The 25,109-nt window shown below is 53.2% G+C and carries 14 protein-coding genes and 1 CRISPR repeat array; of the genes, 10 read left to right on the top strand and 4 right to left on the bottom strand.

Going from position 1 to position 25,109, the window contains the following annotated elements; translation table 11 throughout:
• Window positions 1-55: 55 nt before the first annotated feature.
• Both OSC10802_RS0129965 and OSC10802_RS0129960 read right to left on the bottom strand, forming a co-directional pair.
• Window positions 56-1,567, bottom strand: coding sequence for an ABC transporter ATP-binding protein (locus tag OSC10802_RS0129965; protein WP_017720471.1), 1,512 nt, complete (start codon window positions 1,565-1,567; stop codon window positions 56-58).
• A 187-nt stretch (window positions 1,568-1,754) separates the two neighbouring features.
• Window positions 1,755-2,804: a BMP family protein gene (locus OSC10802_RS0129960; protein WP_017720470.1), complete on the bottom strand. Its 1,050-nt coding sequence runs from the start codon at window positions 2,802-2,804 to the stop codon at window positions 1,755-1,757.
• A 200-nt stretch (window positions 2,805-3,004) separates the two neighbouring features.
• On the opposite strand from OSC10802_RS0129960, the gene OSC10802_RS0129955 reads away from it, so the two are divergent.
• Window positions 3,005-3,496 (top strand): ureidoglycolate lyase, encoded by a 492-nt coding sequence (locus tag OSC10802_RS0129955; RefSeq protein WP_017720469.1) that lies wholly within the window; start codon window positions 3,005-3,007, stop codon window positions 3,494-3,496.
• Window positions 3,497-3,674: 178 nt separating this feature from the next.
• Here the strand turns inward: OSC10802_RS0129955 and OSC10802_RS0129950 are convergent, their stop codons facing one another.
• Complete coding sequence (locus OSC10802_RS0129950; RefSeq protein WP_017720468.1) at window positions 3,675-3,971, bottom strand: hypothetical protein; 297 nt, start codon at window positions 3,969-3,971, stop codon at window positions 3,675-3,677.
• Window positions 3,972-4,366: 395 nt separating this feature from the next.
• Here OSC10802_RS0129950 and OSC10802_RS0129945 point away from each other — a divergent pair, with 395 nt between their 5' ends.
• A complete protein-coding gene (locus OSC10802_RS0129945) occupies window positions 4,367-4,993 on the top strand; it encodes a response regulator transcription factor (protein WP_198525311.1) in 627 nt (208 codons plus the stop codon).
• Between the two features lie 150 nt (window positions 4,994-5,143).
• Here the strand turns inward: OSC10802_RS0129945 and OSC10802_RS0129940 are convergent, their stop codons facing one another.
• Complete coding sequence (locus tag OSC10802_RS0129940; RefSeq protein ID WP_017720466.1) at window positions 5,144-6,001, bottom strand: WYL domain-containing protein; 858 nt, start codon at window positions 5,999-6,001, stop codon at window positions 5,144-5,146.
• A 112-nt stretch (window positions 6,002-6,113) separates the two neighbouring features.
• On the opposite strand from OSC10802_RS0129940, the gene cas3 reads away from it, so the two are divergent.
• From cas3 to cas2, 8 genes are all read left to right on the top strand, one after another.
• Window positions 6,114-8,270, top strand: a complete 2,157-nt coding sequence (cas3, locus tag OSC10802_RS0129935) for a type I-D CRISPR-associated helicase Cas3' (RefSeq protein ID WP_017720465.1) — start codon at window positions 6,114-6,116, stop codon at window positions 8,268-8,270.
• 5 nt (window positions 8,271-8,275) lie between these two features.
• A complete protein-coding gene (cas10d, locus tag OSC10802_RS0129930) occupies window positions 8,276-11,215 on the top strand; it encodes a type I-D CRISPR-associated protein Cas10d/Csc3 (RefSeq protein WP_017720464.1) in 2,940 nt (979 codons plus the stop codon).
• Window positions 11,216-11,310: 95 nt separating this feature from the next.
• Window positions 11,311-12,354, top strand: a complete 1,044-nt coding sequence (gene cas7d / locus OSC10802_RS0129925) for a type I-D CRISPR-associated protein Cas7/Csc2 (protein WP_017720463.1) — start codon at window positions 11,311-11,313, stop codon at window positions 12,352-12,354.
• 131 nt (window positions 12,355-12,485) lie between these two features.
• Entirely contained in the window at window positions 12,486-13,211 is a 726-nt protein-coding gene (gene cas5d, locus OSC10802_RS0129920; RefSeq protein ID WP_017720462.1) for a type I-D CRISPR-associated protein Cas5/Csc1, read from the top strand.
• On the top strand, window positions 13,180-14,001 hold the full coding sequence (gene cas6 / locus OSC10802_RS0129915; RefSeq protein ID WP_026098936.1) for a CRISPR system precrRNA processing endoribonuclease RAMP protein Cas6: 822 nt from the start codon (window positions 13,180-13,182) through the stop codon (window positions 13,999-14,001). The genes cas5d and cas6 overlap by 32 nt, the downstream gene beginning before the upstream one ends.
• A 3-nt stretch (window positions 14,002-14,004) precedes the next feature.
• Entirely contained in the window at window positions 14,005-14,583 is a 579-nt protein-coding gene (cas4, locus tag OSC10802_RS0129910) for a CRISPR-associated protein Cas4 (RefSeq protein WP_017720460.1), read from the top strand.
• 64 nt (window positions 14,584-14,647) lie between these two features.
• Window positions 14,648-15,625, top strand: coding sequence for a type I-D CRISPR-associated endonuclease Cas1d (gene cas1d / locus OSC10802_RS0129905; protein ID WP_017720459.1), 978 nt, complete (start codon window positions 14,648-14,650; stop codon window positions 15,623-15,625).
• A complete protein-coding gene (gene cas2, locus OSC10802_RS0129900) occupies window positions 15,622-15,915 on the top strand; it encodes a CRISPR-associated endonuclease Cas2 (RefSeq protein WP_017720458.1) in 294 nt (97 codons plus the stop codon). Before cas1d ends, cas2 begins: the two co-directional genes overlap by 4 nt.
• Before the next feature lie 210 nt (window positions 15,916-16,125).
• A CRISPR array of direct repeats spans window positions 16,126-25,100; the repeat unit is 37 nt; unit sequence CTTTCCTATAGCTGAATCCCGGCAACGGGATTGAAAC.
• Between the last annotated feature and the right edge of the window lie 9 nt (window positions 25,101-25,109).

The raw sequence follows: 25,109 nt of genomic DNA, 5'->3' as shown, positions 1-25,109 counted from the left end.
CTTCAAGAAGCCGGTAGCGCGTCTATGGCGTCTTGGCTCAAGAAACCCGGTGTCTTTAAGAAACCGGGTTTCTCTTCCCACCCCCCATCAACAACCCCACTTCCCCCACAGTAGCACCCTCCGCCTCCAAAATATCCACAAACTTCCCCTTATACATTACAGCAATGCGGTCACTCACCGCCATCACCTCCTCCAACTCCACAGAAATATACAGAATAGCCGCCCCGCGCTCCCGTTCCGCCAGCAACCGCTGCTGCACCGATTCAGTCGCCCCGACATCTAAACCCCGCGTTGGCTGCATTGCGACAACCAGCACCGGCTCGCCGTCGAGTTCCCGCGCCAGCACCACTTTTTGCTGATTTCCGCCCGACATCTGGCTCACCCTCACCTGTGGGTGAGACGCCCGAATGTCATATTGTTGCATAGCCTGAGTGGCGCGGTCAAGAATGGCTCGCTCTTGCAAGAAAAAGTGCCGGCAGAATGGCAAGCGCCTGAAAGCTTTGAGAATCAGGTTTTTGGCGATACTGAAGCCCAGCACCAGACCCATTTTTTGCCGGTCTTCTGGAATGTAACCCACTTTCAGCTGCTTCAAATGCTGGGGGGAAAAATGGGTGACATCCTCGCCGCACAGGTGAATTTTGCCGGCTGTGACTGGGCGCAAGCCGGCGATCGCATCCGCCAATTCTCGCTGACCGCTGCCATCTACACCGGCAATTCCTAATATCTCACCGGCACGCAATTGAAACGACACATCCCGAACGGCTGCGAGATGCCGGTCATCTCTGACCGTTAATTCCTGAACTTCCAGCACCAATGCCCCATCTTTTAGCGGAGGTTTATTCAGCTGCAAGGATACCTCACGCCCTACCATTAATTGCGCTAATTTTTGCGAATTTGTGTGTTGAGTTGCTGTCGTGGCGACGACCTGACCCCGCCGCAGCACTGTCACCGTGTCGCAGAGGCTCATCACTTCTTCTAGCTTGTGGCTGATGAAGATTATTGTGTGTTGATTGGCTGCTAGCCGGCGCAGTATCTGGAAGAAGGAATCGACTTCCTTAGGTGCCAGCACTGCTGTAGGCTCATCAAGAATCAGCAGCTTGGCTTTGCGGTAAAGAAGCTTGAGAATTTCGACTCGCTGCTGCGCTCCCACCGGCAAATCCCCCACCCTGGCGCTGGGGTCAACTTCTAAGCCATAAGATTGGGAGAGAGCAGCGATTTCCTGCTGTTTCGCTGGCAGGTTCAGACGCCAGCTTGAGCCGGTTCCCAGGATGATATTTTCGGTAACAGTCAGTTGCGGAACCAGCATGAAGTGCTGGTGAATCATGCCGATACCGAGTTCAATGGCTGCTTTGGGGGAAGGGATCTGCACCGGCACGTCTTTCAGGTAAATTTGGCCGGCATCCGGTTGGTAAAGGCCAGAAAGGATGTTCATTAAAGTGGTCTTGCCGGCTCCGTTTTCTCCCAGGAGGGCGTGAATCGAGCCGGTGGCGACACTCAGGTTGATGCTGTCGTTGGCGACAAAGCGGCCAAAGCGTTTGGTAATTCCTTCTAGGCGCAGGTATGACATCTTTGGATTTTGGATTTTGGATTTTGGATTTTTAAATAGGGTAGGGGTAGGGTGCGTTCCCTCTTAGGGAACGCACCCTACGAGTTACTGGAAACGAGAAAACTCATGAAAATTATGTGCCGAGCCCCGCCACGGCGGTTGGGCTAAAGCCCAACTACAAACCTGGGAACGAGGAAACGAGGAAGTTTTAAACCTTCTTAACGCACCAAGTATCTTTGCCGGCATCTTTGCACGGTTCAAAGACAATCTTGTTGGAAAGGATCGCCTGTTTCGCATCGAGTGCCTTTTTCTGTACTGCTTCCGGCACCATTGCGCCAAAGCGTCCCAAACTCACGATCTCCGGTTTTTCCAGACCGATGATGTATTTTTCCCCTTTTAGCTGACCCTTTGAAGCCAATTCTGCCAGATAAGCGATGGCTAAGTCAATCCGCTTGACGGCACTGGTTAAAACCGCCTTGGGAGCGGCATCCAGCTGGTCTGTGGTGTTGCCAAAGGCGTAGGCTCCCTTTTCTGCCGCCGTTTGCAGCACCGCCGCCGAGGCAATATCCAGCCACTGGTAAACCACATCCGCACCGGAGGAAATCAGAGCCACTGCGGCTTCTTTTGCCTTGGCGACATCATTCCAGTCTCCCGTATAGGTGGAGCTGATTTTGATATCGGGTTTGACGGAATTGGCTCCCAATTCAAAGCCGCGCAACTCTTGCTGAGTCGCTTCAAAAGATTGGCCGCCGAGATAAGCCATGTGGTTGGATTTTGTGAGGGAAGCGCCTATTATACCGCAAAGGTAGCTCAGGTGCATGTTATTGATGCGGAGGGAGGCAATATTCTTGCCGGTGGCGGCACCATTAACGACGACAAAAAAAGTGTTGGGAAACTGCGCGGCGACCTGCCCGACAGCCGCATCAAATTGTCCCCCGTGAGCGAAAACCAGGCTGTACCCCCGGCGGGCGAAGTCCGAGAGCGCCTCGACTTGATCGGGTTGCGCTACCTTTTCTACATAGGCAATTTCCGCGCCCAGCTGTTTTTTGACTTGGGTTATGCCCTCGAATCCCGTCTGGTTCCAGGCTTGGTCGGTAATGCTTCCCGGTATGACGATTGCGGCTTTAAAATTGGGGGTGCCGGTGGACGTGGTTTGTGTGGGTGCGGGACTGCTGCCGCAAGCTTTCAGCAGCAGGCTGGAGCCAACGGCTGCTGAACTGTACCAGAGAAATTGACGCCGACTGTATTTTCCCGCCATGCGAACTCCTAGAACATCACCGGGGTTGGAAACAGTCCCCAAGTGGGGAAGCCCTCTTATTTACTATAGCGGTTCTCAGTTGGATGAAGTAGCCCTTTGAAACCCGGTTTCTTAAAGAAACCGGGTTTCTCAGTAGCTCACTAATATGAGAAATGCTATAAAATAATTTTGTCACATAAAACTGTACTTTGAGATACTTTATGCCCTCAGCCCAAGCGGTCAGACAGCTGCTGGCCCAGCCGATAGCGCCAGAAGGCTTCCAGCGGTACGGTCAGGTCATCTATCCCAGTCAAGACGGCAAGCGCTACGATTCCGAGGACGCCCAGCTGGATCTCAGCAACGGGATTCCCCGATTTTACATTATGCGCCTCACCGACAGAGGCCGAAGATTTCGCCATATTACTCGCCACGTCAAGTGTACGCAGTGTTTGGGATCTCTGGAAGGGAAGGAGTGGTTTATTGCGGTCGCCCCACCGTCCGAATCGCCGGTGCCGGTGCTGGAGGAAATCTCGGCTTTTCGGATTCCGGGCAATTGCTTTATCAAGTTGGAAGTTGGCACTTGGCATGCCGGTCCCTATTTCGACCACGACTTTGTTGATTTCTATAACCTGGAGCTATCGGACACGAATATCACTGACCACGAAACCTACAATTTTCGTGCCCAGCTGGATTTGGAATTTGAAATTGTTTAGGAACCGGCTTCTTTTTTCTAAATAACCAAAGTTGCTACCTAAGGAGGCAGAGCCTCCAAAGCGGCGTTCCCAGGCAGAGCCTGGGAACGAGGGGAAAGCGGACAAAAATCAACGGAATATCAAGGAACCTGGTTTCTTAAAGAAACCAGGTTTATGGCCAAGATGTGAGTCAGCCGGCTTAATCGCCCCACGTTGAGATGGGTCGGAGGACTTGTGGGATTTCTGCATCCGGCGAAAACTCAAGTTGCGTCTCGCTCAGGGGGAGATAGCCAGAGGATGTGAAAAATAAAAGCATCCTGCACAGCGCTATCCAGACCTCATAATCGTATTCCCAGTCTTGATTTAAACTAGATTTGCACGCGATGGAGCGCAGCGCCCAAAAGTAATTATTGCGGACAGTGCCACCGCCTTTTTTGTACTGGGGCACGTCCTGCCGGTGGATGAAGAGAATTTCGTCTTTGATGAAAGCTCTCATAGGTGAGGGTTCCTAACTCAACGTCAAGTATGAAGAAAAACTGTCTGGACGGTTTCTCTGACAGCTGGCAATTCCGATCCTAGCAGGCTGGAGCGCCGGCTGGAGGGCGTGGTATGATGTTGGGTAGCGCTGGAATTGTAGAGACGCGATAAATCGCGCTTCAACAAGAGATATAATTTTCCCCCTCACCCCCCTAACCCCCCTCTCCCTTCATGGGAGAGGGGGGGGAAAAATCAATAATTCTCCCCTCACCCCAAAGTGGGAGAGGGGTAGGGGGTGAGGGGGAGTAATGGGATGCTCCCAAAGCCAGTTTCTTTAATACCCCCTAATTGTTGATTCTTCCTATGGCTCCCGAAACTGTATTCCCCCTAAATTTACCCCCAAATTCTCCACCCCTGCGAGTTTTGATTGTGGAAGACGATCCGGTGATGCAGCTGGGGTTGGAGCAGTCGCTAGCGGCTCACCCCCAGCTAGCCATCGTGGGACAAGCTGAAGATGGTTACTTGGGAGTGCGAGCGGCGCTGGATCTGAAGCCGGATGTGGTGGTGATGGATATTGGTTTGCCGCGTCTGGATGGGATTGCGGCGACAGCGGAAATCAAAAAGGCGCTTCCCAATGTCCGGGTGGTGATGCTGACATCCCACACGGCGGACACGGAAATTATTGCGGCGCTTTCTAGCGGTGCGGACGCGTACTGCATCAAGGGAGCCAATGTAGACCGGCTGCTGGTGGCGATCGCGGCTGTTGCTGAGGGAGCAGCCTACCTCGATCCGCTAATCGCCCGCAAAGTTATCGACCGGCTCAAACCGCCGGCACCCGCCGGCAATTTCGCCCACCTGTCGCAGCGGGAGTTAGAAGTGCTGAAACTGATGGTAGAAGGCTACAGCAATCCGGAAATTGCTGCCAGACTTTACCTGAGTGCCAACACGGTCAAAACTCACGTCCGCAACATTATGAATAAATTGTCGGTGGACGACCGGGTTCAGGCGGCTGTGGTGGCGCTCCGCTCTGGACTGGTTTGAGAGGGTTTTGGCTCTCCTGTATTTTTGGGTATTGGGAGGGAATTTGTCTGCCAGCACCGGCATTTGAATATCGCTCATCCTCATGGGGGCGTTTCAATCCCGCTGTCCGAATTTAACCCCGGCAAATTTTTGAACGCCCTTGGTTTAATTTTAGCTCGAAAAATACTGGCTGTAAAGTGCCTGGATTTGTTGCTTGAAGCGCTCGCGCACGCTTGCCGGTGAGACGATCTCACAGTTTTCTGCATAGGGTAACACTTCTCGCAGCAACCAGAATATATTCGATTCCATTCGCCTGACTTGCTTTACTGGAGGGTCGCTGTCCAGCCAGCTCACCTCCAGATCCTCAGGCTTGCGTTCGTAACTAAAAGCCAGTCCGCCTTTCAGGTGCAGGACAACTTCGAGTCGGTCTAGGTCAGGAAGCCAAGCTTTGTCTGCAGAAACCACAGCGGCTTCTGTAATTCTGTCCAGTCGCAAGCTCCAGTTGTGAGCCAACTCCGGCACTTCCTGATTGCTGCGAGATTCTTCACACCGGCACTCCAGGTAGTGTCGCTTCTCTCTAAAAGCAATCTTGGCGTGCAGCACAGTATAGTTCCACTCGCGGTCGGCAGCATCGCGATACGAGAGCCGAAAAGGCTGCTGCTGGCGAATCCGGCGGTTGATTTCCACCGCCCAAGCCGGCGGCGGTGAGCCCAGGAAGCGCTCGACTTCCGCTCTAAAAGGTATCGAGAGTTCGCTGCGCTCTATTAAAAGCTGAGCGATCTCTGTGGCTCTGTCCACCTGACCAGTATCCACTAAGGCTTTGAGTGCCCGGTTTAAGGCTTCAATGCGGGGTTGCGACCAGTCGTGGTTGGGGGCGACTGACAGCTTCCCCCTAGCAATAGCTTCCACCAGCTTGGAGATATTCGGGCGCTCGCCCCACGTCATGCCCAGCTCAAGAGCGATCGCTTCCAGCTGGGCTTTGTCCCGCTCAGAAATCGACAGGGTGATTGACTGGCCTTTGCGACTCATTTTTGTACGGACACTTTATAGTGCAAGTTTGTTGTCAATTTCTATTTTGCCTGCCACAATCGACTGTAGCAACAGTTTACGGACACTATTTCAGTATCCATCCGGCTCGCCCATGAAAATTTCCCTGCTCCCCCTCTACTCGCAGCTCAACCCTGGCCCTGGCCACTGTCCGCTGGGCTGCAGCTCCTACGGAGCCGCTACGCTAACGGTGAGCTGCCTCGCAGACGAGAAGGCTCCTCAGCTCAAGCAGGACCCAGCCCACAGATGTCCGCTCTCCTCGCACCAGGCTGAGACTTGCGCTCAGATTAGCCACGGCAGTGCGGATATCGTATTTAACAGTTCCGCCACGGGGGACGGGAAATCTCTGGCCAGTTCTTTGCCGGCGCTGCTCAACCCTGACTTCCGCATCATGGGGCTGTATCCGACAATTGAATTGGTGGAAGACCAGACCCAACAGCAGCATCGCTACCACTCACTATTTAATTTAGAGGCAAAAGAGCGAGTTGACTGCCTGTTTGGCGCTGAGCTGAGCCGGCGGGTGAGCGCTGCCAAAAGCAATAAGTTTCAGGAGTTGCTCTTGGCTATCCAAACTAAGCCGGTTATCCTGACGAATCCAGATATTTTTCACCTCATTTGCCATTTTAAGTACCGAGATCCGGCTTACGGCAGTGACTTGCTCCCAGTTATGCTTGCCGGCTGGCCAGATTTGTGGGTTTTTGATGAATTTCATATCTTTGGCCCCCATCAGGAAGCGGCGGCTCTTAACAGCTTGACCCTGATCCGCCGCACCCAACAGCAGCCGAAGCGGTTTCTCTTTACTTCCGCCACTCCCAAGCCAGACTTTATCGAGCAATTGCGGCAGGCGGATTACCAAGTTGCAGAGGTGAGAGGGGTTTATGCGAGTGCGCCGGCACCTGGCTTTCGCCCCATCTTGCAGCCGGTGGAATTGGAGTTTGTCGAGTTAAAGGATACAGACTCTCTATCTTGGCTAACGTCCCAGGCGCATGAAATTCGAGAGATTCTTTTTGCCGAAACTCAAGGCAGGGGGTTAATCATTCTCAATTCTGTGGCGCTAGCCGGTCGGGCGGTTCGCGAACTGCAAACTTTGCTGCCAGAGGTAATGGTTAGAGAAGTCAGCGGGCGAATTGACCGGCAGGAACGCGCTCTCACCCAAGCCGCGCTCAAAAATGCCCCGCAGCCGGTGTTAGTTGTCGGTACTTCAGCCGTGGATGTGGGGGTGGATTTCCGGATTCACTTGCTGATTTTTGAGGGGAGCGATTCAGCAACCGTCGTGCAGCGTTTGGGCCGGCTGGGCCGGCATCCTGGGTTTTCTGCTTACAGAGCTTTTATCCTGCTGCCGGCTCGCACTCCTTGGATTGGCTCTCGGTTGCGGGAAAAGTTAGAGCCGGAGCAGGTTTGCGACCGCAACCAGCTGCAAGAAGCGATTGTTCATGCCTTTGAACCCCCTCAAAACTTTCAGGAATATTTTAACTGCTGGGGCGCTTTGCAGGCGCAGGGAATGTTCTGGCAGATGAGCGAGGGCAATGCGGCGGTGATGCAGCCAGTGCGCGAGCGCATGGCGAGTGACCTGCAAAAAGTTTACGGCAAAAAATTAGAGTCAGCCCAGAAACGCTGGTTTGCTTTGGGCAAGGATACCAGAGAGCCGGTGGCCACTAGAAATGCTATCCACGATCAACTCCTGAGGTTTCGCGGCGACTCCAGCCTGCAGGCGGCTGTTTGGGAGGGAAACCGCTTCTATCTTTATGACTTGCTGCGACTGCTGCCTTATGCCAGAGTTGAAATTATCGAGCGCGAGAGGTTTTTGAGTGAAGCCACTGCTGCTGGACATGCGGAAGAAGCTTTTCCTGAGCGGCACACCCACGTCTACTTGCAGTTGCGGGAATGGGTGGACCGGCGGTTTGAACTCAGCCTGCACTGCAACCTCAATAGTAATGAATTGGAGCCTTGCCAGCTGTCTCTCATCAGCCGCCTCAGCATCGCAGGACATCCGCAGGCTGAGGTGAAAACTTGCTTGCGACAGAAGAAACTGCTGGCATTTTTGGTGCCGGTGAGTCGCGACCGGCTCAACCGCCACTGGGATGTGAGCCGCACGCTCCATCTCAACCCTCTGTTTGGGCTGTACCGGCTGACAGACGGAGCGGGCAAAGCCTATGCCTGCGCTTTCAACCAAGATGCGCTGCTGCTGGAGGCGATGAAGTGGAAGCTGAAAAAGTTCTGCCAGAGCCAACCTAAATCCTTAATTTTTTAAGGGCCATGAAAACTCTCTTACAAACTCTACTCATTGAAACCCTGAAAGGGGATGACCCGATTTTGCGAGCTTATATCGAGACCGTCCTGCCGGCAATGGAGCGGGAGTTTGCTTTCATTCACGCTTTGGGGGGTTCCGAAGCCGAAAACTACAAACTTTTGTCCCGGCTTGGCGACCCCAACGCCGCCGAGAAGGCGCAGCGGTGGGCGCGTAATGCCGACCAAAGTTTGCTGGCTCACGTCCTGAATGGGCTGCTGACGGCTTGGAATTTGACTTCTTATTTAACTAAGCCGCTGTCCGATGTGGAAAAGTATCTCCTCTGTCTGGGGTTTACGTTGCATGATTACAATAAATATTCCCACGGACAGGGAGAGGGAGCGCCCCGCGCTTGGGAAATCCCAGCCATTCTTGAGCTGTGCCAAGAGTTAGGAGAAAAACTGGAGTTTGGCGCATTTTGGCCGGCTTGGCAGCAATACCTGCCTGAGATTGGGTACTTAGCTCAAAACACTCAATTCAAGGTGGGTACGAATCTCCCGCCCGCCAACTGGCCTAAATTTACTGCCGATCACCGCCGGCTAGATATACCCCTGCGCCGGCTGCTGGCTTTTGGGGATGTGGCGGTACACCTGCGCGATCCGGCGGATGTGGGGACGGAAACAGCGGGCGACCGGCTGCGAGAGCACCTGCGATTTCTGGGCATTCGCAAAAAACTCGTCTATCACCGGCTGCGCGACTGTCGCGGCTTGCTGACAAATGGCATTCACAACGCTGTGGTGCGATTTGCCGGCCCGCTGGATTGGCAGCCTATCCTTTATTTTGCACAAGGTGCTGTCTATCTCGCGACGGAAACATGCCATACGCTGGACTTAACCGAATTGCAGGAGTTTGTTTGGGAGCAAATTAGCAGTCTGCTCGGCAGTAAAATGCTGGGTGGGGATATTGGTTTTAAACGGGATGGCAAGGGGCTGAAGGTGGCACCTCTGACTCAGGAACTGTTCAGCCCAGCTGATTTGATTCGCCAGCTCCCAGATGTGATAAAGTCGCGTGTGGGGAATGTCAAAGATCCCGCGACGCCGAAGCGGCTGGAAAAGTTAACGATCGGGGATGAGGAGAGAGAGAAACTTGCCGGGGTTGCGTACATTTGGGCTGACCGCGTTGCGGAATTTCTTATCCTCGTACAGAGGGAATTTTTTCAGGGGTGCGAGAAGTATGCGCCCTGGGTTTTAGAAGCTTTGGGAATCAGCAGCCAAATCTCGCCTGAGGACACACAAATTGAGTCGGGCGGTGTCAACTACGGCTGGTATCATGCGGCGGCGCGTTACATTGCCGGTCATCCCAGCTGGAGTGATGAGGATGTGTCAGCCCAACTGGCTGATTTGGCCGACCGGCTGGCTAGCTGGGCTGAGGAGAATGCGTTGCTGCCGGTGCGAGATAGCCTTACTCGCGAGGTTTTCTTCAGCTATCTGGAGCAATATCTGGAAGTAGCCGGTTGGGAAAACCGTGCGCCGTCGTTTTCCGGGGAGCTAGCCGCATACACGGCGGCGAAAGCCAGAAATCAGTGGATTTGCTCTTTGAGTTCTGGGGAATTTCCGGCAGAAGAACAGCTGGAAGCTGTGGTCCTGTTCAAACAGCAGCAGTACAGCAATAAAAATGCGCTCGGTGGCGGTACGATTAAGCGGGGAATCTCGAAAATTTGGTCGCTGGAGATGCTGCTGCGGCAGGCGCTGTGGGCGGCACCGGCAGGCAAATTTGAGGATCAGCAGCCGGTTTTTCTCTATATCTTCCCCGCCTATGTGTATTCGCCCCAGACGGCGGCTGCTCTGAGGTTGCTGGTGAGTGAGCTGAAAGACGTCAGCCTCTGGAAAGTGCGGGACTGCTGGCTAGATGCCGGCATGAAGTGGGGCGGGCTGCAAAATTTACCCTGGCGCGAGGATGGGGAAGTGCAAGCGGTGCGGTTTCCAGAGAGGTATTCGGGTGAGGATTTGCCGTTCATGGCTGTATGCCACACCACGACTCAAGGGAAAACTGCTGCTGAAGCTTGGGTGGAACCGGCATTCCTGGCACTGGCGCTACCAATGCTCCTGGGCGTGAAAGTAGTTGCCACCGGCAGTTTTGAAACGCTCTACACGAGCGATAAGGAATTCTTTGAGTCAGTGATTCTAGATGGACCTGCCGGCTTCTGGAATCTGCTGGATTTGCCGGCATCCCTGAGGTTGCAGGAGTTGCCGGCTGCTTTAGAGCGTTTGCTTGTCACTTACTGTTTGCATTTAGACACTCGCAGCAAGGATAATGACGCTCGCTGGAAGGCTTTTAGTGGGACGGTTAGGGAGGTGGCCACCGATGTGCTGAATGTTTTTACTTTGGCTCAGGAGGGGTTGCGCCGCAGCAAGTGCGAGCGCCCCAAATCAGAAAAAGTGCGGCATTTTTGGAAGTATGCCGAAATTTTGGCCAATTTGGCAAAAGGAGAGTCCTGTATGAGTTTGTATGAGAAACTGGTTGATGAGTACCGCCGGTTTTACCGGGTGCGGGGGAGTGAGTCGAGCCACGCGATTTTGCTGCCGCTTTCAATTGTTCTGGAGACGATTCTCAGCCCGCAACCGAATGAGCTATCGGCTGAGGATTTAATTTTGCAAGGTGCCGGCAGCATTCAGAAAGCTGTGGAGCGCCGCAATATGTACATCTACCGGCCACTTGTGATGGACAAATCTGTCGGTTTGGATTATCCCGCTCGTAAAGCGCAGGAATTAGCGGCGATTGAGACATTTACCACCACCTGCGTGAGGGACTTATTCTTGGGGCTGTATAAGGGCGACCGCGCTTTCCTCCAAGAAAACCGCAACCGCATTAAAGCTGCCGCTGAATTTGCCTACCGCCGGCTGGATTTGCAAGACAAATCCTCCCCACCGCCATCCCAGGATGAGTCTGCGAGCGAGGAAGTCCCTTAAGGCTGTGAGAGCGCAGGAACCGGGTTTCTGGAAGAAAGCCGGTTCCTCACCCCTGAGAAAGGAGTTAAACACTGAGAATCTGATGGAGAATCAAAATGAGCGTTCTTGAAAGCTTGAAGTCGGAATTTCATACTGCCTTCCCCCGCTTGGCGTCTGGCAAGTATGTTCACTTTATCATGGTGCGCCACAGCCAGTCCTTCCCGGTATTCCAGACAGACGGGGTGCTGAACACGGTGCCTACTCAAGCCGGTGTGCGGGATCGCAAGCGGATTAACCGGCTCGTCATGTTCAAGCGCAAGCAGACAACGCCTGAACGCTTGGCGGGGCGAGAGCTATTGCGCTCTTTGGGTTTAACCAGTGCTGATAAAGAGGATAAAGAAAAGGGCTGTGAGTATAACGGCGAGGGTTCCTGTAAAAAATGCCCGGACTGTATTATCTACGGGTTCGCTATTGGCGACAGCGGCTCTGAGCGTTCCAAGGTTTACTCGGATTCGGCCTTTTCGATTAGCGCCTATGACAGCTCTCACCGCAGCTTTACTTTCAACGCTCCGTTTGAGGGGGGAACGATGAGCGAAGCAGGCAAAATGCGCACTTCGATTAACGAGCAAGACCACGTTTTGCCTGAAGTGACGTTTCCGGCGGTTGAAACTCTGCGCGATCCAACCTGTGAGGGGTTCCTCTATGTGACGGGTAACTTGCTGCGGGCGCGGCGCTACGGGGCGCAAGAAACCCGCACCGGCACGATGGAAACCCACATCCTGGGCATTGTCTTTTGCGATGGTGAAATTTTCAGCAATCTCAAGTTTACGCAGGCGGTTTATGATGCGATGGAGGGGGATATGACTAAGCCTCTGAGTGAGATTCGGGTTCTGGCGAGCCAGGTGGCGGAAAGTTTGCTCAGTGAGGAGCCGGTGCGCAAAAGCCAAGCGATCTTCGGGCTGCAGCTGGCGGAGTTGCTGGCTGAGGTGAGGGCGATTTACCAGGATGAGGCGCGTTTGCGGGAAACGATTGGCGCTCTCTACGAGCAAACCCAGAAATATGCCGGCGATTTCGGGGCGAATGCCGGTGGGGATAAGAAAGCCAAAGGGAATGCCCGTGGGGGTAAGAAAGCCACCGGTAACCCGAAGTCGAACTCATAGCCACTCCTATTCTGGAATTCTCGTTCCCTGGCTCTGCCAGGGAATGCAGATCCAGAGGCTCTGCCTCGTTCAGAATCCATAGGGGGAGGCTCTGCCTCCCAGGAAGGGATAATAACTTCAGGAGATGAATTATGCCTGTCTACAAATGCACTTTAACCTTGCACGACAATGTATTTTACGCTACGCGGGAGATGGGGGTTCTCTATGAAACTGAGAAATACTTGCACAACTGGGCGCTCAGTTATGCTCTGTTCAATGTTCAATACATCCCGCAACCCTACCGGCTGCAGGGACAAGCGGCGCAAACACCGGGATATTTAGATGCCGGTTGCGAGCAAAATCTGCTGCACCTGAATCAGGCTGGGATCTATGTGTTTCCAGCAGTGCCCCTCTGCTGGTCTTATCAAGTGAATACGTTTAAAGCGGCTCAGGTTCCCTATTACGGCAAATCCAAGAAGTTTGGAGACAAAGGGGCGCTGCGCAACTACCCCATTAATTTTGGGCGGGCTAAAGAACTGGCGGTTGGCAGTCAGTACGAAACCTATATCGTTGCTGGGGAGGGGGTAAAAATTCCCCGCTGGATTCGGTTGGGGAAATGGGCGGCAAAAACTCATGTTGAGGCGGCGCGGATTTTGCAGGTTGAAGAGAAATCGGGGGAATATACTTGCGCCCATCCCCTGAATCCGCTAGACTTGCCGAGTTCATGCCGGTTGGTACTGTATAATCGGATTGTTATGCCGCCTGTGAGTCTGGTCAGCCAAGCTCAACTGATTGGCGACTTCTGGCAATTGCCAAACCGGATTTGTTTGCCGCGAGGGTTGTATTATGGAGCCGGCTATGTCCCTACAGTATCCTAGATATAGTTTGCAGTCACTGGTTGTTGAGCTAGGGGCGGCTAATCAAGGAATGCCGCCGTCTACTTTGGGGCGGGCGCTGCACGCTCTGGTGCTCAACTGGCTGCAGCGGGGCAACCCGGAACTGGCGGAGGCGGTTCACGACAGCCAGGAGTCTCCTTTAAGTATATCAGGTTTAGTGGGGGAGCGCCGCCCGAAGGGAACCCAAGCGGGTGATGAGTTTTTTTTCCGCATTGGGGTTTTGGATGGGCGGCTGATTTCGCCGCTGCTGAGCGGTTTGGAACACTGGGGCGCGTCTCCTATTTCTTTGGGGAAGTTTCCTTTTGCGATTCGCTCTGTTTATGCAATGCCTGGGACGCACCCTTGGGCCGGTTCTTCTGATTATTACGCGCTGGCGAACGCACCGGCTCTCAGTAATGACGTGACGCTTTCTTTTCTGTCGCCGACGAGTTTTAAGCAGAAGCAAGGGGTGCAGCCTTTTCCTCTGACGGAATTGGTGTTCGATGGGTTGCGCCGGCGCTGGAATGCTTTCGCTCCAGAAGAGCTGCTCTTTCCTGCTGTTGAGTGGAATGGGTTAGTTTCGGCTTTTGAGCTGCAAACCCACGCGCTGAAGATGAAGGGGGGAGCGGAAATTGGCGCTCAGGGGTGGGTGCGCTACCGGTTCCCGGATGCTGAGCAAGCAAAAGTTGCTGCGGTTCTGGCTCATTTCGCTTTCTTTTCGGGTGTGGGGCGCAAGACGGCGATGGGAATGGGCCAAGTGAAGTTATTGGCTGAATCTTCGTCAGGGGGTTGAACTATGGGCGAACAGGACTATCTGCCTCTGTCTTATTTAAATGCCTGGGAGTATTGCCCCCGGCGCTTTTACCTGGAGTACCAGTTAGGAGAGATGGCGGATAATGAACACATTATTGCCGGGCGCTATCTCCATGAAAATATTGATGAGGAGGGGCAAAACCGGCAGGGCGATACGCTGACGCACCGGCACCAGTGGGTGTGGGGCGATCGGCTGCAAGTCCACGGGGTTATCGATGCGGTTGAGGAGAGAGGTGGGGCGCTGATTCCTCTGGAGTTCAAGAAGGGTAAAATGGGAAAGCATCTGAATGACCATTTTCAGCTCTGTGCGGCGGGGCTGTGTTTGGAGGAGCGAACTGGGCGGGAAGTTGCCGGTGGGGAGATTTTCTATTATGGCAGCCGGCGGCGGCAAAAGGTTGTTTTCTCGCCGCAGCTGCGCCAAGCTACAGAAGAAGCTATCCGGGCGGCTCGCGCTGCGGCGGCTGGGGATATGCCGGCACCGATGGCGAATCGGAAAAAGTGCCGGGATTGCAGTTTGCAGGGAATTTGCCTGCCTTTTGAAGTTGAGCTGCTCTGCCGGTGAGTGGGAAAGCCCGCCCCCCAGGGCGGGTGCCGGTTCAAGAATATTTGCGCAGTGAGGTTTAATTATGTCTGTTCTCTATGTGACTCAGCCTGATGCGGTTTTGAATAAAAGTTATGAGGCTTTTACGGTGGCGCTGAAGCAGGAAGATGGCTCGTGGAAAAAACAGAGCGTGCCGGCTCAGACGGTTGAGCAGGTGGTTTTGATGGGGAATCCGCAAGTAACGGGGGATGCTTTGTGCTATGCTTTGGAACTGGGGATGCCGGTGCATTATCTTTCCAGTTTTGGCAAATATTTAGGTTCGGCTCTCCCAGGCTATTCCCGGAACGGTCAGTTGCGGCTGGCTCAGTATGCAGTTTATAATGATGAAAAGCGCCGGCTGGATTTAGTGAAGGCGATTGTCACCGGCAAGATTCACAATCAGCATGGGGTGCTGTACCGGCACAGCCAGCCAGACAATCCGCTGAAGTTGCGGAAAAAACAGGTGAGCGAGCGGGGAACGCTGGATGAGGTGAGGGGGATTGAAGGTTTGGCGGCGCGGGAGTATTTCGCCTGCTGGCAAGAAATGTTGGGGGATAAGTGGTTTTTTGCCGGTCGCAATCGCCGCCCGCCGACCGATCCGGTCAATTCGTTGCTGAGTTTTGCTTATGGGCTGTTGCGGGTGCAGGTGACGGCGGCGGTGCATGTAGCGGGGTTAGATCCTTATATTGGATACCTGCATGAGGTGCATCACGGACAGCCGGCGATGGTTTTAGATTTGATGGAGGAATTTCGCCCGCTGGTGGCGGATAATTTGGTGCTTTCTGTGCTGCACAACCAGGAAATTAAGCCTAAGGATTTTGTGGAGAGTCTGGGGGCTTACCGGCTGTCGGATGGGGGGCGGAAAACCTTTTTGCAAGCGTTTGAGCGGAAGATGAGCGATGAGTTCAAGCACCCGACTTTTGAATATCGCTGCACCTACCGGCGAGCGATTGAATTGCAGGCTCGCTTGCTGAGCCGGCACTTGCAGGAGGGGGTTGTTTACAAGCCTTTGATGTTGCGATGAGTAAGCTTTTTTACCTAGTGATTTACGACTTGCCGGACACCCAGGCGGGGAACAAGCGCCGCACCCGGCTCCACAAGCTGCTGTCTGGCTATGGGACGTGGAGGCAGTACAGTGTTTTCGAGCTATACCTCACGGCTGTGCAGTTTGTCAAGCTCCAGCAACAAATCGAAAAACTGATCGAGCCGGTGGAGGACAGCCTGCGGATTTACGTGCTGGATGCCGGTGCGGTCAGGAAAACTTTGACTTATGGGTCGGAAAAGCCTAGACAAGAGGAGACGATTATATTATGATGGAGGGGAAGCGATGAATTTGGCAGTCCGAAGCGGGGCCGAAAACCCTGGGGGGTTCGCCAAAACGCCCGGAACCTTGAAAATTGAATAGTTTTGGCCTATGGCCACGCCGGCAGCGGGGGGGATACAAGCCTGGCAACGGGGATACGAGATGGGGTTCGTCAAAACCTCGCCTCGAAGTCCCTTCTCGCTGCGGTTTCAATCGGCGGGCTTTCCTATAGCTGAATCCCGGCAACGGGATTGAAACATGAGCAGCCCCTGCCGGATATTGTGCCAATGCTTTCTTTCCTATAGCTGAATCCCGGCAACGGGATTGAAACACAACACTATCGGCATCCAACCCTGTGGGGATGAGACTTTCCTATAGCTGAATCCCGGCAACGGGATTGAAACCTAAATGGCCTGAGTGTTGGCGTAGATGTTTTCATGCTTTCCTATAGCTGAATCCCGGCAACGGGATTGAAACTGTTGACGTCACCCTACCGGCAACCTCTGCTCGAACCTTTCCTATAGCTGAATCCCGGCAACGGGATTGAAACCGCGTCAGCAATCAGCAGGCGAGACAGTCCTGATTTCTTTCCTATAGCTGAATCCCGGCAACGGGATTGAAACGCCGAGCTGGCACCTTAAAGCCCTGAGCCTCTAGCCACTTTCCTATAGCTGAATCCCGGCAACGGGATTGAAACCGGCGAAATGCTTGCCGCAGTCACTCAGGATTATATGCTTTCCTATAGCTGAATCCCGGCAACGGGATTGAAACCCGGCGACCGCAGGGGCGGGGAACGGGCAGGGGCGGAACTTTCCTATAGCTGAATCCCGGCAACGGGATTGAAACAAGAAACAGGACATCTGCGCCGTCTGGCAGCGAGGGACTTTCCTATAGCTGAATCCCGGCAACGGGATTGAAACAGTCTGGTGGCGGAGGAAAAGGATTTGAGGGAGCCCTTTCCTATAGCTGAATCCCGGCAACGGGATTGAAACTATCGCCTTGGGTCCGTGGGCTTTTGCTGTCAACCCTTTCCTATAGCTGAATCCCGGCAACGGGATTGAAACCCTAAAGGAGTTGGAATTCCCCACCAAGCCCACGGAGCCTTTCCTATAGCTGAATCCCGGCAACGGGATTGAAACCCGGCAGCAAGCCGGTGCATCCGGGAAAGCTTTCCCTTTCCTATAGCTGAATCCCGGCAACGGGATTGAAACATCCAATCAAAAAAGCCGCGCAGTTCCTTGTGCGAGGGGCTTTCCTATAGCTGAATCCCGGCAACGGGATTGAAACAAGGGCTTTGTCGGAGAGCCTCCCGCTCCCGCTGTGCCGGTGCCGGTTCTTTCCTATAGCTGAATCCCGGCAACGGGATTGAAACCGCTGTTCAGCAGCCGGAACTGTGGCCGCAAGCTTCTTTCCTATAGCTGAATCCCGGCAACGGGATTGAAACCCTGCCGGTGCAGTGTCCATCAGTCGTGACGGACAGACTTTCCTATAGCTGAATCCCGGCAACGGGATTGAAACCAGGCTTCCATTTTCCCTGTCGCTGCTGATTTTGGCTCTTTCCTATAGCTGAATCCCGGCAACGGGATTGAAACGAAGAGTTGCAGAAGTCCGTAGGTTGGATTTCTGCGCTTTCCTATAGCTGAATCCCGGCAACGGGATTGAAACTGGCAGTGGCTTGGTGCAACGGATAACGTTAACCGCTTTCCTATAGCTGAATCCCGGCAACGGGATTGAAACACGCCAGCTACTGGCACGCGCCAGGTAAGCTGCCGGCTTTCCTATAGCTGAATCCCGGCAACGGGATTGAAACTGGCAAGCGGAAGAATGCGGACAAAGGTTCCCAGCGGCTTTCCTATAGCTGAATCCCGGCAACGGGATTGAAACAATCTTTCTTGCTCTAGTCTAATCAATTTGATTAGAGCTTTCCTATAGCTGAATCCCGGCAACGGGATTGAAACCTAAATTAGAAATAGTTGGGGGTTGGCGGTGCGAGACTTTCCTATAGCTGAATCCCGGCAACGGGATTGAAACCCGGCATGCTAGCTGTTCAGCAGAACTGGCCGCCGGACTTTCCTATAGCTGAATCCCGGCAACGGGATTGAAACCGGCATGATGAAGCTGAACCCAAGAGTTTTGCGGTCTTTCCTATAGCTGAATCCCGGCAACGGGATTGAAACCACCCAGCATGATTTGCGTTACTCGGTTACTTGTACCTTTCCTATAGCTGAATCCCGGCAACGGGATTGAAACTTTCAGGACTGCCTTTTTGAGCTTTTCCTCAATCTTTCCTATAGCTGAATCCCGGCAACGGGATTGAAACCCGGCACGACATCAACTTACTGCCGGCATTTCTTGACTCTTTCCTATAGCTGAATCCCGGCAACGGGATTGAAACAAGCAACCCTCGGAACCATGAAAACTAAATACCGGCCTTTCCTATAGCTGAATCCCGGCAACGGGATTGAAACGTTTCTGTCCAGACCTTCTTCTGGTTACGGAATCCTGCTTTCCTATAGCTGAATCCCGGCAACGGGATTGAAACCCCGCTCAGGCTTGTTCAAGCACGCCTGCCGGAAATCTTTCCTATAGCTGAATCCCGGCAACGGGATTGAAACCTCATCGGGACGACGCGGCTTTATTTTTGACTGCGACTTTCCTATAGCTGAATCCCGGCAACGGGATTGAAACCAGGCGAGAAATTGCTATCCGCAGGGAGCCCTTGTCCTTTCCTATAGCTGAATCCCGGCAACGGGATTGAAACGATCCAGCGCCCTGAGCCGGTTTGGGAGGATAGAGCTTTCCTATAGCTGAATCCCGGCAACGGGATTGAAACAGGCAAAACTACCGAGAGCAGAGAGCAAAATCTGAAGTCTTTCCTATAGCTGAATCCCGGCAACGGGATTGAAACCGGGCATCAATGGCTAGGCAATAAAATCCTAGTCCCTTTCCTATAGCTGAATCCCGGCAACGGGATTGAAACACAGTCTTGACGCCCAGTTCGGCGGTCAGGGCTGCTTTCCTATAGCTGAATCCCGGCAACGGGATTGAAACGGGCCATCAGGCGTTTTGTCCGTTTTTGACGAAGCCTTTCCTATAGCTGAATCCCGGCAACGGGATTGAAACACTAAGGCAGCCCTAGCTCGCTGCCACTCCCAGGTCTTTCCTATAGCTGAATCCCGGCAACGGGATTGAAACCTTGTATAATTAATTCAGAACCAAGACAATCCAAGAGCTTTCCTATAGCTGAATCCCGGCAACGGGATTGAAACACTGCCCCTGGGGACACCGGCGCGTCAACGCCATCCCGCTTTCCTATAGCTGAATCCCGGCAACGGGATTGAAACCCGCATCGCCTGCCTTGAGTCCGAAGCTCTTAAGGCTTTCCTATAGCTGAATCCCGGCAACGGGATTGAAACCGGACACTGGCGGCACTCCGCGAGTCACTGGGGCCACTTTCCTATAGCTGAATCCCGGCAACGGGATTGAAACTGCTGGACTCTATTGCATAAAAACGCTCGCCCTCAGCACTTTCCTATAGCTGAATCCCGGCAACGGGATTGAAACTTTCAGCCTTGGCGCTAAACCGTTTAAACGTCCTGCCCTTTCCTATAGCTGAATCCCGGCAACGGGATTGAAACAACTCCAAAAAAGCCCAGCAGCTGGCCAAAGTCCTGCTTTCCTATAGCTGAATCCCGGCAACGGGATTGAAACGCTCAACTTTTGCTGCAGCTCGTAGTGGGAGGGGACCTTTCCTATAGCTGAATCCCGGCAACGGGATTGAAACGCGGAACTCAGTTGCCGATTGTCTCCGAGCTGCTGGCTTTCCTATAGCTGAATCCCGGCAACGGGATTGAAACTGAGCCTTGCTGACCTCCCCCCACAGGAGCGCAAAACTTTCCTATAGCTGAATCCCGGCAACGGGATTGAAACCCCCAGTGCATAGATATCTCTCTATGGCGAGATATTTCTTTCCTATAGCTGAATCCCGGCAACGGGATTGAAACCGGAACTCTTTACGAGGCATGGGCCCAACGGCGCTTTCCTATAGCTGAATCCCGGCAACGGGATTGAAACCTAAAAATCCTGCCGGAAGTGGCGGCCTTCGGGGCTTTCCTATAGCTGAATCCCGGCAACGGGATTGAAACCAGCGATTTGGCCGCTTTATCCCGTGCCTGTCACAGTCTTTCCTATAGCTGAATCCCGGCAACGGGATTGAAACATCGCTCCTGACCCGGGAAGTGCCGGCAGGGGAAGTAACCTTTCCTATAGCTGAATCCCGGCAACGGGATTGAAACAACTGTCGAGTTTGCGGAAGAATCAGGCTTCCGAGTCCTTTCCTATAGCTGAATCCCGGCAACGGGATTGAAACGGAGCAATTAGCCCACCACGTCGCGTGCGCCTTGGCGGCTTTCCTATAGCTGAATCCCGGCAACGGGATTGAAACCAGGATTGCGGGTGTCGATTCGCCCTTACCACTTTCTTTCCTATAGCTGAATCCCGGCAACGGGATTGAAACCGTACTTTTCTTCCCCAGCGCCCCTTTGTGATCCCGGGCTTTCCTATAGCTGAATCCCGGCAACGGGATTGAAACAAGCAGAGCGGCAGCAGAGAGAGAAGCCGCCCTAAAACTTTCCTATAGCTGAATCCCGGCAACGGGATTGAAACCAACCTTAGAGCGCCCAACGATTTGGAGATAGTGCTTTCCTATAGCTGAATCCCGGCAACGGGATTGAAACCTGCCTCGTGCGGCAGTAGGGGCGATTCCTCTGGTCTTTCCTATAGCTGAATCCCGGCAACGGGATTGAAACAGTTTGGAGCTCCCCATCTCCGGGAGCGCCTCTTCATCTTTCCTATAGCTGAATCCCGGCAACGGGATTGAAACATTGTGACTGTGCCATCGTTGGCAACAGTAGCTTGCCTTTCCTATAGCTGAATCCCGGCAACGGGATTGAAACACTTTCCCGCTGTATTTTGGATCGTTGATTTGGACTAAGGCTTTCCTATAGCTGAATCCCGGCAACGGGATTGAAACTCAAGGAGAACGCAACAATCTGGTTGGAGACCTGCCTTTCCTATAGCTGAATCCCGGCAACGGGATTGAAACCAGGCTTCTTCCCCTGGGAGCGTGCGGGCTGGGATCTTTCCTATAGCTGAATCCCGGCAACGGGATTGAAACAAAACATGGAGGACAGGGGGAAGAAAACCCGACTCCGGCTTTCCTATAGCTGAATCCCGGCAACGGGATTGAAACCAACGACTTACTGGGCTATCCGGCGGTTCTGATTTGGCTTTCCTATAGCTGAATCCCGGCAACGGGATTGAAACCCCAATTGCTAGGAATTACCCCCGACGGCGTTCGGAACTTTCCTATAGCTGAATCCCGGCAACGGGATTGAAACATCTGTGCTGTTGCCAGGTCGGCGTTGACTTGCTCTTTCCTATAGCTGAATCCCGGCAACGGGATTGAAACGGCTAACTTGCCGGTGTTTGGCTCAGGCATGGACTATGAGGCTTTCCTATAGCTGAATCCCGGCAACGGGATTGAAACCAGGCCACATGATGAGTCAACCGGTCCCATCCTTCCGGTCTTTCCTATAGCTGAATCCCGGCAACGGGATTGAAACAGCCCCAAACGGCCCCCAGTGAGCTTTGGCGTAGCCCTTTCCTATAGCTGAATCCCGGCAACGGGATTGAAACAAGGAATCGACACGCAGCCCCGCGAGTTCTGGGTACTTTCCTATAGCTGAATCCCGGCAACGGGATTGAAACCTCGCCCGGTTTTGGTTTTTGAGGAAGCAGCCAAGCTTTCCTATAGCTGAATCCCGGCAACGGGATTGAAACCAGTAGGGGTGGTAGTTTCTCAGGACATTTTTTAATACTTTCCTATAGCTGAATCCCGGCAACGGGATTGAAACAAATATGTGGATTATCGCCCGTCTGAGCCAGGACTTTCCTATAGCTGAATCCCGGCAACGGGATTGAAACCGCTGCCATGTCATTTTTGTCAGCCACGCCCGAACCCTTTCCTATAGCTGAATCCCGGCAACGGGATTGAAACCTGTAGTAGGTTACGTCCCACCGGCTCTCTTCCCCAGGCTTTCCTATAGCTGAATCCCGGCAACGGGATTGAAACTTGAAAACCACTGTAGTCAAAGACCTTACCTCTCTAGCTTTCCTATAGCTGAATCCCGGCAACGGGATTGAAACGTGGCAGGATGGCAGGCCGCCTTCTGAAAGGGGCTTTCCTATAGCTGAATCCCGGCAACGGGATTGAAACAGGCAAAAGTTGACACTCCCCAGATATGCCTCCTGCAGCTTTCCTATAGCTGAATCCCGGCAACGGGATTGAAACCGGCCATGCAGACGCAAGCGAAGCGTTCAGGAACTTTCCTATAGCTGAATCCCGGCAACGGGATTGAAACTTGCTCGTTCCTTTCCTGTTCAGGGGTGCAGGTAAGCTTTCCTATAGCTGAATCCCGGCAACGGGATTGAAACACAATGGCCTGCCCTCGTTGTGGGCAGCAGACCGAGCTTTCCTATAGCTGAATCCCGGCAACGGGATTGAAACCGGTAGGTATTGGGGTTTGATAGCCCTTCCGCGCTTTCCTATAGCTGAATCCCGGCAACGGGATTGAAACCCGGCTTTCCCCGCAAGGGGGCACGCACACCTACCCGAACTTTCCTATAGCTGAATCCCGGCAACGGGATTGAAACACACCTCTTTTGGCGTGGCAGCCGCCTCAAGCGCTTTCCTATAGCTGAATCCCGGCAACGGGATTGAAACAAGTCAGGGCGTGTGACACAGCGGGCGAATTTCCGCTTTCCTATAGCTGAATCCCGGCAACGGGATTGAAACTCGCGTCGATTTTCCCCCCTGCGGTCAGCAATGGAACTTTCCTATAGCTGAATCCCGGCAACGGGATTGAAACCTGGCTTTTAAGACCGTATCTTTTAAGACTCTTAAACTTTCCTATAGCTGAATCCCGGCAACGGGATTGAAACCGTCGCGAACGAGCAGTAATCGGGGGATGGTAGGACTTTCCTATAGCTGAATCCCGGCAACGGGATTGAAACCGCACACGCATTTAAGGAGACGAAAACAGATGGCACGCTTTCCTATAGCTGAATCCCGGCAACGGGATTGAAACCCCGTTTCGCTCCGGGGGCCTTAAGTCGTGCGAGCGGACTTTCCTATAGCTGAATCCCGGCAACGGGATTGAAACATTCATCGGGAGCCCTAACTTACGTGCTAGATGCAACTTTCCTATAGCTGAATCCCGGCAACGGGATTGAAACTGGGCTGTATGCGACTCAAACAAAAATACGATAATTCTTTCCTATAGCTGAATCCCGGCAACGGGATTGAAACTATTCATGCTGTTTGGGTGTGAGTGAGGACTCCCGACTTTCCTATAGCTGAATCCCGGCAACGGGATTGAAACGCTCAAACCTTGAACCTCTGAAGCGAGAATTGTTGTATCTTTCCTATAGCTGAATCCCGGCAACGGGATTGAAACGGGAAAAATTCCAGCTAACGACCAAACTGCCCCCGACTTTCCTATAGCTGAATCCCGGCAACGGGATTGAAACTTCAATCAATTGGCAACTCAATCGTCAGCATTCTGGCTTTCCTATAGCTGAATCCCGGCAACGGGATTGAAACAATGAATCGATAGCGACCGCAGGCCCCCGAAAGGGCTTTCCTATAGCTGAATCCCGGCAACGGGATTGAAACGAGCCCCCTCCCGAACCGCCGCTGGATTACTCTGGCTTTCCTATAGCTGAATCCCGGCAACGGGATTGAAACCAGGAACAGATCAGGAACGAACCCCCCGCACTCGACTTTCCTATAGCTGAATCCCGGCAACGGGATTGAAACAGCAAAAATCTACTAAAACTAACAAAGACAGATTTTTCTTTCCTATAGCTGAATCCCGGCAACGGGATTGAAACCTGGATTTAAGACTTCGACTGGCTTGATCCGGTGGGGATTTCCTATAGCTGAATCCCGGCAACGGGATTGAAACATTTCGCTCCCGGTGCTGCACCGGCAGAGGAAGATCCGCTTTCCTATAGCTGAATCCCGGCAACGGGATTGAAACGCTGGCGTGCCGCCCGGGAAAGAGGTAGGGGTTCTCTTTCCTATAGCTGAATCCCGGCAACGGGATTGAAACCACTCCACCGGTCGCTTTTTCTCGGGCGCTCCTGGTAACTTTCCTATAGCTGAATCCCGGCAACGGGATTGAAACGAAAATATGCGCAGTTAGCGAACCATCATTGAATCCTTTCCTATAGCTGAATCCCGGCAACGGGATTGAAACTAGCTAGTCTGTATCTGAACGCCGGCATCACGCAGACTTTCCTATAGCTGAATCCCGGCAACGGGATTGAAACTATTATTGAAAATGTTGAGATGGCCCTGACCAAAGGCTTTCCTATAGCTGAATCCCGGCAACGGGATTGAAACCTTTGAGAGCCACCTCCCACGGGCTTCTGTAGGTCTTTCCTATAGCTGAATCCCGGCAACGGGATTGAAACCTCTAGCCAGCCCACAAAATTCTGGAAACAATAACTTCTCTTTCCTATAGCTGAATCCCGGCAACGGGATTGAAACCAGCCCTTCCTGAGGTTCTAGCTCCCCGGGGAACAGGCTTTCCTATAGCTGAATCCCGGCAACGGGATTGAAACATGAACATGCCCTGGGGAGACAAAAAAGCTGTGGCTTTCCTATAGCTGAATCCCGGCAACGGGATTGAAACTTGCAAATGTTGCGTCGGATGGAGTCGGCGAGTCCAGCTTTCCTATAGCTGAATCCCGGCAACGGGATTGAAACCCGTAACAGTTTAGGCATGTTTACCCGACTAGCACTTTCCTATAGCTGAATCCCGGCAACGGGATTGAAACCCGCAAAGTTCTGTTTATCCTTGCGCCCCTGTTACAACTTTCCTATAGCTGAATCCCGGCAACGGGATTGAAACAGCTAAGAGATGTTAGGGCACTGGCTTTTTACTATCCTTTCCTATAGCTGAATCCCGGCAACGGGATTGAAACGGCAGCACTGTCAAGCAAAAACTGGCGCAAGGAGACTTTCCTATAGCTGAATCCCGGCAACGGGATTGAAACAGCGAGCTCGCACGCCGCGTTGTAGACTGACTCGTGCTTTCCTATAGCTGAATCCCGGCAACGGGATTGAAACAGTGTCTTG

Source organism: Kamptonema formosum PCC 10802 (assembly GCF_000332335.1).
In the GTDB taxonomy this organism is placed as follows: domain Bacteria; phylum Cyanobacteriota; class Cyanobacteriia; order Cyanobacteriales; family Oscillatoriaceae; genus Oscillatoria.
This window is presented reverse-complemented; position numbering and strand designations above follow the sequence as displayed.